This is a genomic window from Streptomyces sp. NPDC056231 (assembly GCF_048270745.1).
Lineage (GTDB): Bacteria > Actinomycetota > Actinomycetes > Streptomycetales > Streptomycetaceae > Streptomyces.
In genome coordinates this window covers 24,728-38,042 of the sequence record NZ_JBLVKW010000010.1, presented here as the reverse complement: position 1 = coordinate 38,042, position 13,315 = coordinate 24,728, and the positions used below count along the sequence as shown (strand labels likewise).

Below are 13,315 nucleotides of genomic sequence, written 5' to 3'. Positions count from 1 at the left end.
TCTCACACGGACGAGTCGTGAACGCCTACGCCCGCGCCCGGTTCCCCGTGCCCGTCCCCTTCAGCGCGTCCAGCGCGTACACGCAGCGGTCCTTGCTGCACGCGTACACGACGCCCCCCTTCGCCACCGGCGACCCCGTGATCTCGCCGCCCGTCGCAAGCTTCCAGCGCAGCTGGCCGCCCGCCGCGTCCAGCGTGTACAGCACGTGGTCCGCGGAACCGAAGTGGAGGCGGCCGTCCGCGACGACCGGTGCGCCGACGACCTCGCCGCCCGCGGCGAACCGCCATTTCGGGGTACCCGTCACCGCGTCCAGTGTGTACAGCGCGCTGCCGCTGCCCACGTGGACATTGCCCGCCGCGACCAGTACCGGTTCGATCGACTGGCGCGCCTCCGTCGCGATGCGCCACCGGTCCTTGCCGGTCGTCGCGTCGAGTGCGTACACCGTGCCGAGGTAGTCGGCCAGGTACACCCCGCCACCGGTGACCGCGGGCCCCGGCGCGAACGCGGGCGGGGACACGAAGACCGCGGGCGACTCGAAGTGCCAGCGCACCAGCCCCGACGCGATGTCCACCGCGAGGACCCGGGTGCCCGCGGCGATGTACACGTGGCCGTCCGCGGCGGGCGTCACCCGTACCGGCACACCCCCGCAGGACGCCGCGTCACCGATCGGGTACGACCAGCGCTCGATGCCCGTGCGGGCGTCCACCGCGCGCAGCCGGGCGTCCTGCCACAGGTACACCGTGCCGTCGTGGATCGCGGGCCCGGCCTCGGCCGTCTCGAAGTCGGTCTGTACGCCTCCGGTCTCCCACAGCTTCTCGCCGGTGGACGCTTCCCACGCCTGCGCGCCGCCACCGCGCGTGCCGGTGATGACGGTGCCCCGGTCGGCCTTGAGCGAGTACACCCAGGCGTCGGTCTGCAGCCGCCACCGTTCGGCGCCGGTCAGCGCGTCCAGGGCGTACAGCGAAGGGCCGTCGGAGCCATGGATGCGACCGCCGTCGAGCGTCATCGACCAGGCGACGTCACGGGTCTTGAACTGGCGCCGCCCGTTGCCGACGTCCAGCGCGTGCACCTCGAACGACGTCACGTACAGCAGGTCCCCGGCGACGACCGGTGTACCCCACACGTCGTTGGACATCCGGAACCGCCAGGGCCGCCAGCGGTCCGGCTCCGCGGGCAGCGTCTCGGAGGCGTGCGCCGGAGGGGGCAGCGGGGCGGCGGCCGGGACCGCGCCGTTCAGCCCGGCGGGCGGGCGCACCCACCCGGTCGCGGGACCCGCCTCCGCGCCGGCCATCGCACGCACGTCCGCGGCACGCGGCCCGGGTCCGATCGGCACCTTCGCCCCGGGCAGCCGCACCGGACCGCCCCCGTCGGACTCGGCCGCCCGGACAGGTGACGGGGCGGGGGACGGCGATCTCAGGTCAGCACCGCTGCGCCACGCCGACTCCCAGTCCGCACCCCGCGGCGGGTGCTGGGGCGGCGGCGGCACCGGGGCGGGCGCCGGAGCAGGCGCCGGGGCGGGGACTGCCGTGCGCCCCCCGCCACGGCGCTGCTCGATCATCGCCGTGGCGGACGTCGGCAGCCAGGCCGACGCCGTACCGCTGTCGTCGCTGCCGGAGGCGAAGAGGTGCGGGGCGAGCTGGGCCTGCAGATCGGCCGGGCTGGGCCGCATCCCGGCGTCCATCTGCATGCAGGACTCGATCAGCGGGCGCAGGTCGTCGGGCAGCCCCTCCACATCGGGGCCCTCCCGCAGCAGCATGAAAACCGTCTCGACCGGGTTCGCCCCGTGGAACGGCGCATGTCCGGTGGCGGCGAAGACGAGCGTCGAGCCGAGCGAGAACACATCGCTCGCGCCCGTGACACTGCGCGAGTCCCTGGCCTGCTCCGGCGACATGTACGCGGGGGTGCCGACCGCCACGTTGGTCATGGTCAGCCTGGTGTTGGAGACTCCGGACGCGATCCCGAAGTCGATCACCCGCGGACCGTCCTCGACCACCAGCACGTTCGACGGCTTGAGGTCGCGGTGAACCAGCCCCGCGCCGTGGATGGACTGGAGCGCCTCGGCGATCCCGGCGGCCAGCCAGCGCACCGCCTGGGTCGGCATCGGGCCGCACTCATTCACTATTTCTTCGAGCGAGGGAGCGGGCACGTAAGCGGTGGCGAGCCACGGCACGGCGGCGCGCGGGTCGGCGTCCACCACGGCGGCCGTGTAGAAGCCGCTGACCGCGCGGGCGGCCTCCACCTCACGCGTGAAGCGGACCCGGAAGAGCTGGTCCTCGGCGAGCTCCGTACGAACGGTCTTGATCGCCACCCGTCGGCCGGACGCCGAGCGTGCGAGATAGACCAGCCCCATGCCGCCGGCCCCGAGCCGTCCCAGCACCTCGAACGGGCCGATCCGCCTCGGGTCGTGCTGCGTCAGCTGCTCCACCACTTGCCTGCCACCTCCCCGTACGGACCTCAGGAACAGAAGTCCGCGAAAAACCCCGCCCTCTGCAGCGTCTCACCACTGGGCACCACCCGGCGGTGCGCTCCCTGATTGTTCCTGGCTGAGGCGATGGTTGCGAACCCGGGGGCGGATCGGGGTGTCACATGTCACTCTGTCCTCTTTCAGGACAGCGGGGGCTGAAGTACGGCGAACTCGGCGCCCTGATCGTCGTGCAGGACCGCCATCCGCCCGTGCGGGATGTCGAAGGGCGGCGCGGAGACCCGGCCGCCGAGCCCGACCGCCGTCTCGGCGGCGGCGTCGCAGTCCGCGACGGCGAAGCAGATGAGGAAATAGCTGGGCATCTCGGCCGGGAATGCGTCGGTGATCACACTGCGTCCGCCGATCGCGGTGTCGGGTCCGGGTTCGGTGCCTTCGGGGGACCACATGCGGAAGTCGGCCCCGGACTCGGAGGCGCCCGCACCGCCGGACCCGGACTCGGCGGATCCGGAATCGGCGGCGCCCCCGTCGCCGGCGTCTCCATCGGCGGTGTCCCCGTCGCCGGTGCCCGGCTCGCCGTGATCGGTGCCGGACTCGCCGAGATCGGTTCCGAGGAAGCCGAAGACCTTCTCGTAGAAGGCGTCGACGCGGTTCTTCTGCCGGGTGTAGACCTCGGTCCAGCAGAAGGACCCGGGCTCGTTCCGCTTCTGGAACCCGCTGCGGTCACCGGCCTGCCAGAGCCCGAAGACCGCACCGCCCGGGTCGGCGGCCTGCGCGAGCACGCCCGCGCGGCCGACCCGGACGGGCTCGGTGATGACCTGGCCGCCCTCCTGCCGGATCAGAGCGACGGTTGCGACGATGTCGTCGGTGGCGAAATAAACACCCCAGGCGGTCGGCATCCGGCCGTCCTGCTTGGCGGCGAGTGCGGCGACGAGCTTGCCGTCGCTGAGGGCCTCGGCGTACGCGCCCCCGGCGGCGTCCCCGGCCCGGAAGGTCCACCCGAAGAGCCCGCCGTAGAAACGCTTGCCCGCTTCGAGATCGGGCAGCTGCGCGTCCACCCAGCACGGCGCGGAGCGCGGGAATGCGGCCATGGGTCCGGGTCCTTCCATCGACGTGACGCTCGTCACACCCAAAGTAGCCGCGCACCGCGTGTACCGCGCAGCGAATGCCCCTTGTCGAACGAAGATTCGATATTGGAGTTCCTTGGCCGTCGCGTCACGGAAAGTTATCCACCGATGTTGTCCACAGGCTGTTGATAACAACATTCTGGCTGTGGATCGCATCCGCCGAAATCCGGCCACTTCCCCCACGCCACCCCACCGCACCTGCGGAACTCCCCATTTGCAGTCGGCCGAATCGCGCTCCGATCACCCCTCGGTAAGCTGACGGCATGACAGGACAAGTGCGCACCGTCGACGGCCGCGTGGCCGGTCGACGCGGACAGGCGACGCGGCAGAAGCTGCTCGACTGCCTCAGCGAAATGCTCAGCTCCTCGCCTTACCGGGACGTCAAAGTCATCGACGTCGCCCGTCGGGCGGGGACTTCACCCGCAACCTTCTACCAGTACTTCCCCGACGTCGAGGGAGCCGTCCTCGAGATCGCCGAAGAAATGGCCAAGGAGGGCGCCGCGTTGACCGAATTGGTCGCCGGCCGCTCCTGGGTCGGCAAGGCGGGCTGGCAGACCTCCGAAGAGCTCGTCGAGGGGTTCCTCGACTTCTGGCGACACCATGACGCGATCCTGCGCGTGGTCGACCTGGGGGCGGCCGAAGGCGACAAGCGGTTCTACAAGATCCGCATGAAGATCCTGAACTCGGTCACCAACTCCCTCACCGATTCGGTGAAGGAGCTCCAGGCCAAGGGCAAGGTCGACAAGGACGTCAGTCCGGCTGCGATGGCGGGCTCGCTCGTCGCGATGCTGGCGGCGGTCGCCTCGCACCAGAAGGGTTTCCAGACCTGGGGCGTCAAACAGGCGGAACTCAAGCCGAACCTCGCGCTGTTGGTGCATCTGGGCATCACCGGCAAGAAACCGACAAGATAGCGCCGGGCGCACCCTTCTTTCCGGCTTCCAGCCTCGCTTCTTCCTGTACTGGGCCTCGCACGGCAATCCCGGGCTGCCCACGTCCTGTCTCACCGATGGCGGACCACCCGATGTGGTCCGCCATCGGCGTATCCGGACGGCCTCCGGGTCACGGACTGTTGCGCCGTTCCAGCCGGAAGAGCCGGATCTCCCGCTCCACCCGCGCCTGATACGTGGCGTACGGCGGCCAGAACGTCAGCGCCGCCTGCCACACCTCCGCCCGCTCCGCGCCCTCCAGCAGCCGGGCACGCACGGCGATGTCGTGCCCCTTCCAGTTGATGACGGCGTCGTCCGGATGGGCCAACAGGTTGGCGGTCCACGCAGGATGACCCGGACGGCCGAAGTTGCTGCCGATCAGAATCCAGCTGTCGCACCCGTCGCCCTCGGAGCGGCGCTCCGGCATGCAGGCCAGCGGAGTGGTGCGCGGCTGTCCACTCTTCGCCCCGGGCACCGTCAGGATCATCCCGGGCAGCATCCGGGCGCTGAGCAGCACCTTGCCGCGGGTGAGCCGGTGGACGGTGCGGTCCATGGCAGGCACGACGTGCGGGGCGATCCTGGCGAAGGTACGGGTCGAGGACACCTTCTGGATCAGCCGGACTCCGGGCGCCATCGGACGGCCACCTCCTCGCGCGGTTTCCGGTCGCCGGGCGTGAACAGACCGGCCTGTTCGGCGGCGTGGTCGCGCAGCCGGTGGACCGGACCGAAGAGCAGTTCGTCGGCGGCGGCCCGTTTGAAGTAGAGATGCGCCTCGTGTTCCCAGGTGAAGCCGATGCCGCCGTGCAGCTGGACGGCCTCGGCGGTGGTGATCCGCAGCGCTTCCAGCGCCTGGGCGAGCGCGAGCCCCCCGGCCGCCGGGTCCCAGGCCGCGTAGTACGCCGCGGACCTGGCCGCCTGCACCCGTACGTACAGATCGGCGAGCCGGTGCTGCACCGCTTGGAAGGAGCCGATGGCGCGGCCGAACTGCTCGCGCGCCTTGACGTATTCGATGGTCCGGTCGAGTGCGCTCGACGCGGCTCCGACCGCCTCCGCCGCCAGTGCGGCGGCGGTAGTGCGCCCGACGGCGGCGAGTGCTCCGGCCGGCCCGGACACGTCCACCGTGTCGTCCGCGCCGAGCAGTTCGGCAGTGGTCTCACGGAGTTCGACACGGGCCACCGGCCGTGTCTCGTCGAGCGAGGTCTGCCGGGTGCGGGCGAGCCCGGTCGCCGTGCCGGAGCGGACGAGGAAGAGAAGAGTCCGGCTGCGCGGGAAGCCACCCGTGTGGGCGGCGACCAGCAGAAGTCCGGCGCTGTGACCGTCGAGGACCTGGGCTGCTTCCCCGTACAGCCGCCACCCGTCCGGGCCGGGCGTGGCCTGTACACCTCCGGACCGGCCGCCGCCCGCCCAGGCGCCGCCGCTGGTGTCGCCGATGAGGCCGAGGGCGGTGGCCGGCGAGCCGCCGGGGACGGCGAGGGTCGCGGTCAGCTCGCCAGCGGCGATGCGCGGCAGCAGGGTGGTGCGCTGGGCGTCGGTGCCGACGGCGGCGATCAGCGGGGCGGCGAGCACGGCGGTGGCGAGCAGCGGGGACGGCAGCAGGGCGCGGCCGGCCTCCTCGCAGGCGACGGCGAGTTCGGCGGGGCCGCAGCCGGCTCCTTCGTACTCCTCCGCGAGCGTGAGGCCGGGCAGCCCGAGGTCCTGGGCGAGCTGCCGCCACAGGGTCTCGTCGTATCCGTGCGCGGTCCGTACGGCGCTCCTGACCTCGGCGGGTCCGCAGCGTTTGGCCAGCAGTTCGCGCAGGGTGCGGCGGATCTCGTCCTGCTCCGCGGTGAAGGCGGCGTCCATCGTCGGGCTCCTTCCCCCCAGGGGCCGTCGGCCCCTGATCTGACGGGCCGTCATGTTAGGTGCGATGACGCCAGAAACCCAGACTCGCGCACGCCTCTGCTCCCGGACCCGGTCCGCCCGCGCACCGGTCGGTGGCGCCATATCTGATGTACCGTCAGATTCATGCCTTCCTCACCCTCCTCTCCCCCGCGCAAGGTCGCTGTCGTCGGCATATCCCTCGCGGACTGCGGACGCGTCGACGGCCCGACCCCGTACACCCTCCACGCCCAGGCCGCCCGCCGGGCACTCGCCGACTCGGGCCTGGACCGCTCGGTCGTCGACGGTTTCGCCTCCGCGGGACTCGGCACGCTCGCCCCCGTCGAGGTCGCCGAGTATCTGGGGCTGAAACCCACCTGGGTGGACTCCACCGCGGTCGGCGGTGCGACCTGGGAGGTGATGGCCGCCCACGCCGCCGACGCGATCGCGGCAGGCCGCGCGAACGCCGTGCTCCTGGTGTACGGATCGACGGCCCGCGCCGACATCAGGGCGGGGCGCCGCACGTCGAACCTGTCGTTCGGTTCACGCGGCCCGCTCCAGTTCGAGGTGGCGTACGGGCACTCGCTGATCGCCAAGTACGCCATGGCTGCCCGCCGCCATATGCACGCGTACGGGACGACGCTGGAGCAGCTCGCCGAGGTGGCGGTCCAGGCACGAGCGAACGCGGCGGCCAACCCGGACGCGATGTTCCGGGACCCGATCACGGTGGACGACGTGCTGTCCGGCCCGATGATCGCGGACCCGTTCACCAAGCTGCACTGCTGCATCCGCAGCGACGGCGGGTGCGCGGTGCTGCTGGCCGCGGAGGAGTACGTGCCGGACACAGCGAAGGCTCCGGTGTGGATCCTCGGCACCGGTGAGCACGTCTCGCACTCCACGATGTCGGAGTGGGACGACTTCACGGCCTCCCCGGCGGCCGTGTCGGGCCGCCTGGCATTCGAACGCGCCGGGGTACGGTCGGCGGACATCGACCTGGCCGAGATCTATGACGCGTTCACCTATATGACGCTGGTGACGCTGGAGGACCTCGGCTTCTGCGCGAAGGGCGAGGGCGGCGCCTTCGTCGAGAAGGGCCGCACGGGCCTGACCGGCGAACTCCCGGTCAACACCGACGGCGGCGGCCTCTCCGCCTGCCACCCCGGCATGCGCGGGCTGTTCCTGCTGGTGGAGGCGGTACGGCAACTGCGCGGGGAAGCGGCAGACCGTCAGGTCCGGAAGGCGGACGGACGGCTGCCGGAGCTGGCGGTGGCCTCGGGCACGGGCGGCTGGTTCTGCTCGTCGGGAACGGTGGTGCTGGGGCGGGGGTGAGGGGGGAAGCAACGGGGCACTCCGGGTCCTGATGTCCAATGGCCGCATGACGGATGCATCGACCTCTGCCCGGCGCAGCTTCCGGGACCTCCTGCACACCCAGCGCGTCTGGGACGTGGACCTCCCCGCCTTCGACCCGGCCGCCGCGCCCCGCACCCCGCTCCCCCTCTTCCACGCCTGGTTCGCCGAGGCGGTGGCCGCCGGGCAGACCGAGCCGCACACCATGACGCTGGCCACCGTCGACGCCGAGGGCCACCCCGATGTACGGACGCTGATGCTTCACGACGCGGACGACCGAGGCTGGCACTTCGCCACCCACGCCACCAGCGCAAAGGGCCGCCAGCTCGCCGCGCGTCCACATGCGGCGCTCGGTTTCTACTGGCCCGCGCAGGGCCGACAGGTACGGGTACGAGGTCCGGTCACCGCCTGCACCCCGGCCGAGAGCCGGGCCGATCTGCACGTCCGCTCGACCGGGGCGCTGGCCTCGGCACTGGTGGGGCGGCAGAGCGAGGTGCTCGGCTCGTACGAGGAGCTGAACCGCGCCTCGGACGCCGCATGGGAGCGGGCGCTGGCAGAACCGGAGGCGGACGTGGCGAGCTGGACGCGGTACGTGGTCGAGCCGCACGAGGTCGAGTTCTTCCAGGGCGACGTGCGGCGACGGCACGTCCGGCTCCGCTACCGCCGGGACGGTGGCAACTGGACCCGGGAACTGCTCTGGCCGTGAGCCGGAAAACCGATTTCGACAAGAAAGGGGCACTATGGGAAGCAGGTGAGTTGCTGGAGGCATTCCATGACACAAGCCCGTTCCCGTTACGCCGCCGACCGCGGTCTGACCACACGCATGGTCACCACGATGTTCCTAATCGGACTGCTGTACGTGGTCCTGGTGGGCGTGCTCCTCGCGGTGCTGCGGGGCGCCTGGCCGATCATCCTGATCCTCGTGGGTGGCCTGTTCATCGCGCAGTTCTGGTTCAGCGACCGCATCGCCGCCTTCAGCATGGGCGCCCGCGAGGTCACCCCCGAGGAAGCACCCGAGCTGCACGGCACCATCGACCGGATCTGCGCCCTGGCCGACATGCCGAAGCCCCGGGTGGCCATCGCCCAGAGCGACGTACCGAACGCCTTCGCCACCGGCCGCGGCGAGAAGACCGCCCTCGTCTGCGCCACCACCGGGCTCCTGCGCAGACTGCAGCCCGAGGAGCTGGAGGGCGTCCTCGCACACGAGATGTCGCACGTCGCACACCGGGACGTCGCCGTCATGACGATCGCCTCGTTCCTCGGTGTCATGGCCGGAGTGATCACCCGCGTCGCCCTCTGGGGCGGCTTCTCCCGCAGCAGCCGCAGCAACGACCCCGTCGGCATCGCGATCCTGCTGGTCCCGCTGGTCAGCGCCGTCGTGTACTGCCTGAGCTTCCTGCTCACCCGGCTGCTGTCGCGCTACCGCGAACTCTCCGCCGACCGCGCCGCCGCCCTCCTCACCGGCCGCCCCTCCGCGCTCGCCTCGGCGCTCACCAAGGTCAGCGGGCAGATGGCCCGGATCCCGACGGAGGACCTGCGGAAGGCGGAGCCGTTCAACGCCTTCTACTTCGTCCCGGCGTTCTCCTCGCAGGAGAGCCTCAGCCGGCTGCTCTCCTCCCACCCGACCCTCGAACAGCGCCTCGACCAGCTGGCCCGCATCTCCGCCGAACTCGCCCGCCCGTAAGGAGTCCGCAGTGGGTCTGCTCGACACGATCCTTGGACGCAGCAAACCGGTCCGCCCCGACCTCGACCAGCTCTTCGCCGTACCGTCCGCCGCTCTCACCCTCCAGGCGGGCGCGGGCTTCATCCCCACCGGCCTGGGCTCGGTCTGCTTCGCCGGCGTGGAGGGCGGCACCTTCGCCCGTATCCAGCAGGACGTACAGGAACTGCTCGACGCGGACACGGACCGGGGCGGGATCCCGGTGGAGTTCAGCCACGATTCGTACGGCTACACCTGGCTGCTCGCCCGCCACTCCCCCGACGACGTGGCCGCCCTGGTCAACGACCTGCACGCGGTCAACACCCTCCTCCAGGACGGCGGCTTCGGCCCGCAACTGCTCTGTTCACTGATCGGCTTCCGGAACGCCGAAGGGCGCCCGCTGGCCCTGGTCTACCTCTACAAACGCGGCACGTTCTATCCGTTCGCCCCGGTGCCGGGCGGCGCCGAGAGACGCGACAGCCCCCTGGAGCTGCAGGTCAGGGCGACACTGGGCGATGACTTGCGGGTCGAGCAGGATCTCTCCCGGTGGTTTCCGGTCTGGGGCGCGCCCGGCCTGTGACTATCAGGCGGTGCGTGCACCGGCCATGAAAGCGGACCGGGCGGCGACTTCCTCCTCCGTGCACGCCGGCACACGGGACGTGTACAGCGCACGTGCGTACGCCTCCGTCTGAAGCGGGCCGGGGGTCACCATCAGTTCGTACGCGCTGATGACCCGCGCCAACCGGTCCAGCCGCACCCGGTTGAGGATTTTCGGCGCGCACTTCTCCTCGTCGACCAGTTCCAGGCACGCCTTCAACGCCCCTCGTGCATCGAAAACTTGATCCGCATCCCGCAGGAAGTCCGACGAGGGGATCCGGTCCACCCGCTCGTACGCCCCATCAGGGACTCCGAGACCGACAGCTTCTCCGACGCGTCTCTCTGCGTGAGCCCCGCCCGCACCCGGTGGATCCGAATCAGATCCCCCACAAGCCTCCGCACCTGCGACGGCTCACCACTCGCCGCCACAGCCACCACCGCTCTCACCACATTGCCGAATGCAGACCGTGTCTCTCTGGTCGCGCTACGCAGTCGGCGGGATCCTCGTATCCATGACGAGCAAGAAACTCCCCGAATGGGTACCGCCCGCGGGGCTCCAACTTCACCTGACCGGGGTCCATTTCGACGCCATCCGGGTACGCGGCGTGCGCGGCGAGGCCGTCCTGCACCACCTCGCCACCCTCACGGACGGCGAACCGGGTCCGGTGGTCCGGGAGGTCGCGGGCGGGCGGTGGACGTACTTCCTGATCCCGCCCGGGGCGAGCAAGGGGTACGACTGGCCGCCCGGGGCAACCTGTCTCGGCCCGTCGGCGCGGGATCTGTACGTGGGGATCCCGGCAGCGCATGGCAACACGTATCCGCTGAGCTGGCGGTGCGGGGCGCCGGAGGAGGGGCAGTTCGTGGACGCGGAGCTGCTGCACGGGGTGGTGGTCGCGCAATTGGTACGGGAGGAGTGGTGACCCGTTCCGTATCATCAGGTTCATGACTCCTGAGCGCCCGAATTCCGTCAGCCGGCTTCGCGCCTCCGACACCGACCGCGAAGCGGTGGTGGAGCAGCTCCAGGAGGCGGCGGCCGAGGGCCGCATCGATCTCGACGAACTGGATACGCGCCTGGGGCAGGCGCTCGCCGCCAAGACCTTCGCCGAGCTGGAACCCCTCACCGCCGATCTGGCACCCGCGCCGCAGCACGCGACGGAGCCGCTGGTCATCGAGGGCGGTATCCACGGCCTGGCACGGACCGGACAGTGGAAGGTGCCTGCGCGCATCGACGTGGACGGCGGCATGGGCGGCGCCAAGCTCGACTTCACGCAGACCGAGACCCGACTGCGCCAGATCGAGCTGGAGGTCAACGGCCAGATGGGCGGGGTTGTCGTCGTCGTGCCCAGGGGGTGGGCGGCCCAGACCGACGACGTCCGTCCCGGCATGGGCGGCTTCAAGGACCGGACCCGGGGCGAGCGACTCCCGGGCGCACCGCTGCTCCGCCTCAGCGGCTCGGGCGGCATGGGCGGAGTGGTCGTCCGCCACCCCAACATCTGGGAGCGGTGGAAGCTGCGCCGCAGCAAGCGGCGCTGAGTCCGCCGCGTCAGGCACCGGCTTCCGGCCGGAAGACCGGGACCGCCTCGCACCCCTCCTCCTGCCGGAAGGCGACGCGCAACTCCATGCCGATCGCGAGGGCCGACTCCTCGCAGTCGACGATCTCCGTCATCATGCGCGGCCCCTCGGCGAGGTCGACGACGGCCGCCGTGTACGGGACGCGGGAACCGAACGGCGGCAGGTCGTTGCGGTGGACGACGGACCAGGTGTAGAGCGTGGCGCGGCCGCTCGCCCGCTCCCAGTCGACGTCCTCGCTCCAGCACGTGGGGCAGAACTCGCGCGGATAGTGGTGGGCGGCGCCGCAGGCGCGGCACCGTCGCAGCAGCAAGTGGCCCTCGGCGGCGGCGTCCCAGTAGGGGCGGGTGAAGTCGTCCGGCTCGGGCAGGTCGAAGCGAGGGGTGGCGGCGGTCATCCGAAAAGTCCGATCGCACGGTCGAGGGACCAGACCTGCCAGGACATGGCGAAGAGGGCGACCAGCGAGATCAGCGCCATCATCGCGTTCTGCCCCTGTTCGGCCCAGTCGTGGATCATCAGCACCAGATAGAGAAGATTGAGGAGCAGCCCGCCGGCGAGCGCGACGGGGGTCAGGAAGCCGACGATCAGCCCGAGACCGAGGGCGAGTTCCGCGTACACGACGAGGTAGGCCATTGCCTTGGGGCGGGGCGCTACGACCTTCTCGAAGCCGCTCCTGACCGCCGGCCACGTGTGCTTGCCCGCGACGTCCGCCGCCCAGGCAATGCCCGTACCGCGTTCGAACCAGCCCTTCTTGTCCTTGTGCCGCCAGCTCTCCAGCCACCACAGACCGAGCCCTATTCGAAGGACGGCGAGCCACTCGGCTCCGCCGAGCCAGATCGTCCGCATCAGGACTCCTCCCGTTCAATGATTCTGACGGTACGTCAGTTCACCCGATCCGGCACTGCGGCGCAAGAGGTGCGCAGGCGACCGGCATCCCGGTCCGCAGACTGCCGGTGCACCTGGTCGACCGGGCTGGCCGGCTGATGGCCAGGGTCGTCGTGCCCGGCCTCGCCGAACAGGGCCTGCCGCCCACGGACACACCTCTGCTCACAGGTCGAGGACGACGCCGTTCCGGTCCAGGGCGCGGGACGCCTCGTCGTCACGGACACCGCCGAGGGCGTCCTCTCCGGTCCGGAAAAGAAATTCTCGCGGACGGTCACATCCGCGTGACGCGTTCCGTCATTGCTGTGAAGGACGAAATCGAGCGGGTGTCACCACAGGCCCCGAAGATCCGGAGGAGCAGCACCATGGAAGCACGGATGAAGAACCCGGCCGCCGTCATCCCCGAGGCCATGCCCGCCATCCAGGAACTCCTGAAGGCCACCCGGAACCGTGGCGTCCCGGACTCGACGCTGGAACTCGTCCACCTGCGGGCGAGCCAGATCAACGGATGCAGCTTCTGCGTCGACTACGGGGTCCGCAGCGCCAGGAAGGCGGGCACGTCCGACGAGAAGCTGTTCGCCGTGGCGGCCTGGCGCGAGGCGCCGTACTTCTCCGACGAGGAGCGCGCGGCGCTGGCACTCACCGAGGCGGCAACCCGGCTGAGCGACCGGGGCGACGCGGTGCCGGACGACATCTGGGACGCCGCGGCCGACCACTTCGACGAGCAGGGGCTCGCCGCGCTGACCCTCATGATCGGCATCACCAACCTTTTCAACCGGCTCAACGCCACCACCAGGCAGCCGGCGGGGGCGGCCCCCAGGGGTTGGGCGCGGGGGGTATGGGGGGCCCCGCCCCCGCGGGGCGGGACGCGGTTTGCCAACCGCACAAGGGG

At 71.0% G+C, this 13,315-nt stretch carries 14 protein-coding genes and 1 pseudogene; 8 read left to right on the top strand and 7 right to left on the bottom strand.

Features of this window, described 5'->3' with window-relative positions; translation table 11 throughout:
• Positions 1-25: 25 nt before the first annotated feature.
• Together ACNPQM_RS11095 and ACNPQM_RS11090 are read right to left on the bottom strand one after the other, a co-directional pair.
• Complete coding sequence (locus ACNPQM_RS11095) at positions 26-2,428, bottom strand: PQQ-binding-like beta-propeller repeat protein (protein ID WP_418083879.1); 2,403 nt, start codon at positions 2,426-2,428, stop codon at positions 26-28.
• A 176-nt stretch (positions 2,429-2,604) separates the two neighbouring features.
• On the bottom strand, positions 2,605-3,510 hold the full coding sequence (locus ACNPQM_RS11090; protein ID WP_358856815.1) for a VOC family protein: 906 nt from the start codon (positions 3,508-3,510) through the stop codon (positions 2,605-2,607).
• 299 nt (positions 3,511-3,809) lie between these two features.
• Here ACNPQM_RS11090 and ACNPQM_RS11085 point away from each other — a divergent pair, with 299 nt between their 5' ends.
• Positions 3,810-4,457, top strand: coding sequence for a TetR family transcriptional regulator (locus tag ACNPQM_RS11085; protein ID WP_358856814.1), 648 nt, complete (start codon positions 3,810-3,812; stop codon positions 4,455-4,457).
• A gap of 148 nt (positions 4,458-4,605) precedes the next feature.
• Here ACNPQM_RS11085 and ACNPQM_RS11080 read toward each other — a convergent pair whose 3' ends face one another.
• Positions 4,606-5,106, bottom strand: coding sequence for a nitroreductase family deazaflavin-dependent oxidoreductase (locus ACNPQM_RS11080; protein WP_418083878.1), 501 nt, complete (start codon positions 5,104-5,106; stop codon positions 4,606-4,608).
• Positions 5,085-6,314: an acyl-CoA dehydrogenase family protein gene (locus ACNPQM_RS11075; protein ID WP_418083877.1), complete on the bottom strand. Its 1,230-nt coding sequence runs from the start codon at positions 6,312-6,314 to the stop codon at positions 5,085-5,087. The genes ACNPQM_RS11080 and ACNPQM_RS11075 overlap by 22 nt, the downstream gene beginning before the upstream one ends.
• Before the next feature lie 162 nt (positions 6,315-6,476).
• On the opposite strand from ACNPQM_RS11075, the gene ACNPQM_RS11070 reads away from it, so the two are divergent.
• From ACNPQM_RS11070 to pspAB, 4 genes are all read left to right on the top strand, one after another.
• On the top strand, positions 6,477-7,658 hold the full coding sequence (locus ACNPQM_RS11070) for a thiolase C-terminal domain-containing protein (protein ID WP_418083876.1): 1,182 nt from the start codon (positions 6,477-6,479) through the stop codon (positions 7,656-7,658).
• A 46-nt stretch (positions 7,659-7,704) separates the two neighbouring features.
• On the top strand, positions 7,705-8,382 hold the full coding sequence (locus tag ACNPQM_RS11065) for a pyridoxine/pyridoxamine 5'-phosphate oxidase (RefSeq protein WP_358856810.1): 678 nt from the start codon (positions 7,705-7,707) through the stop codon (positions 8,380-8,382).
• 66 nt (positions 8,383-8,448) lie between these two features.
• Positions 8,449-9,360, top strand: coding sequence for a zinc metalloprotease HtpX (gene htpX, locus ACNPQM_RS11060; protein ID WP_418083875.1), 912 nt, complete (start codon positions 8,449-8,451; stop codon positions 9,358-9,360).
• A 10-nt stretch (positions 9,361-9,370) separates the two neighbouring features.
• Positions 9,371-9,955, top strand: coding sequence for a PspA-associated protein PspAB (pspAB, locus tag ACNPQM_RS11055; RefSeq protein WP_358856808.1), 585 nt, complete (start codon positions 9,371-9,373; stop codon positions 9,953-9,955).
• A gap of 3 nt (positions 9,956-9,958) precedes the next feature.
• Here the strand turns inward: pspAB and ACNPQM_RS11050 are convergent, their stop codons facing one another.
• Entirely contained in the window at positions 9,959-10,258 is a 300-nt protein-coding gene (locus ACNPQM_RS11050) for a Scr1 family TA system antitoxin-like transcriptional regulator (RefSeq protein ID WP_418083874.1), read from the bottom strand.
• 226 nt (positions 10,259-10,484) lie between these two features.
• Here ACNPQM_RS11050 and ACNPQM_RS11045 point away from each other — a divergent pair, with 226 nt between their 5' ends.
• Both ACNPQM_RS11045 and ACNPQM_RS11040 read left to right on the top strand, forming a co-directional pair.
• Positions 10,485-10,892 carry a hypothetical protein gene (locus ACNPQM_RS11045; RefSeq protein ID WP_358856806.1) on the top strand — a complete coding sequence of 136 codons (408 nt, stop codon included), beginning with the start codon at positions 10,485-10,487 and terminating at the stop codon, positions 10,890-10,892.
• A gap of 22 nt (positions 10,893-10,914) precedes the next feature.
• On the top strand, positions 10,915-11,505 hold the full coding sequence (locus tag ACNPQM_RS11040) for a DUF1707 SHOCT-like domain-containing protein (RefSeq protein ID WP_358856805.1): 591 nt from the start codon (positions 10,915-10,917) through the stop codon (positions 11,503-11,505).
• A 10-nt stretch (positions 11,506-11,515) separates the two neighbouring features.
• Here the strand turns inward: ACNPQM_RS11040 and ACNPQM_RS11035 are convergent, their stop codons facing one another.
• Positions 11,516-11,938: a Zn-ribbon domain-containing OB-fold protein gene (locus tag ACNPQM_RS11035; protein ID WP_418083873.1), complete on the bottom strand. Its 423-nt coding sequence runs from the start codon at positions 11,936-11,938 to the stop codon at positions 11,516-11,518.
• Entirely contained in the window at positions 11,935-12,387 is a 453-nt protein-coding gene (locus ACNPQM_RS11030) for a DoxX family membrane protein (protein WP_418083872.1), read from the bottom strand. The genes ACNPQM_RS11035 and ACNPQM_RS11030 overlap by 4 nt, the downstream gene beginning before the upstream one ends.
• Before the next feature lie 401 nt (positions 12,388-12,788).
• On the opposite strand from ACNPQM_RS11030, the pseudogene ACNPQM_RS11025 reads away from it, so the two are divergent.
• Positions 12,789-13,238, top strand: a pseudogene (locus tag ACNPQM_RS11025) (carboxymuconolactone decarboxylase family protein); the annotation flags it as partial.
• Between the last annotated feature and the right edge of the window lie 77 nt (positions 13,239-13,315).

Excerpts from the sequence above, each read along its gene's own strand:
- ACNPQM_RS11070 (WP_418083876.1), top strand. The coding sequence starts at position 6,477 with ATGCCTTCCTCACCCTCCTCTCCCCCGCGCAAGGTCGCTGTCGTCGGC.
- ACNPQM_RS11035 (WP_418083873.1), bottom strand. The coding sequence starts at position 11,938 with ATGACCGCCGCCACCCCTCGCTTCGACCTGCCCGAGCCGGACGACTTC.
- ACNPQM_RS11090 (WP_358856815.1), bottom strand. The coding sequence starts at position 3,510 with ATGGCCGCATTCCCGCGCTCCGCGCCGTGCTGGGTGGACGCGCAGCTG.
- ACNPQM_RS11030 (WP_418083872.1), bottom strand. The coding sequence starts at position 12,387 with ATGCGGACGATCTGGCTCGGCGGAGCCGAGTGGCTCGCCGTCCTTCGA.
- ACNPQM_RS11065 (WP_358856810.1), top strand. The coding sequence starts at position 7,705 with ATGACGGATGCATCGACCTCTGCCCGGCGCAGCTTCCGGGACCTCCTG.
- ACNPQM_RS11045 (WP_358856806.1), top strand. The coding sequence starts at position 10,485 with ATGACGAGCAAGAAACTCCCCGAATGGGTACCGCCCGCGGGGCTCCAA.
- ACNPQM_RS11085 (WP_358856814.1), top strand. The coding sequence starts at position 3,810 with ATGACAGGACAAGTGCGCACCGTCGACGGCCGCGTGGCCGGTCGACGC.
- ACNPQM_RS11075 (WP_418083877.1), bottom strand. The coding sequence starts at position 6,314 with ATGGACGCCGCCTTCACCGCGGAGCAGGACGAGATCCGCCGCACCCTG.
- ACNPQM_RS11080 (WP_418083878.1), bottom strand. The coding sequence starts at position 5,106 with ATGGCGCCCGGAGTCCGGCTGATCCAGAAGGTGTCCTCGACCCGTACC.
- ACNPQM_RS11040 (WP_358856805.1), top strand. The coding sequence starts at position 10,915 with ATGACTCCTGAGCGCCCGAATTCCGTCAGCCGGCTTCGCGCCTCCGAC.
- htpX (WP_418083875.1), top strand. The coding sequence starts at position 8,449 with ATGACACAAGCCCGTTCCCGTTACGCCGCCGACCGCGGTCTGACCACA.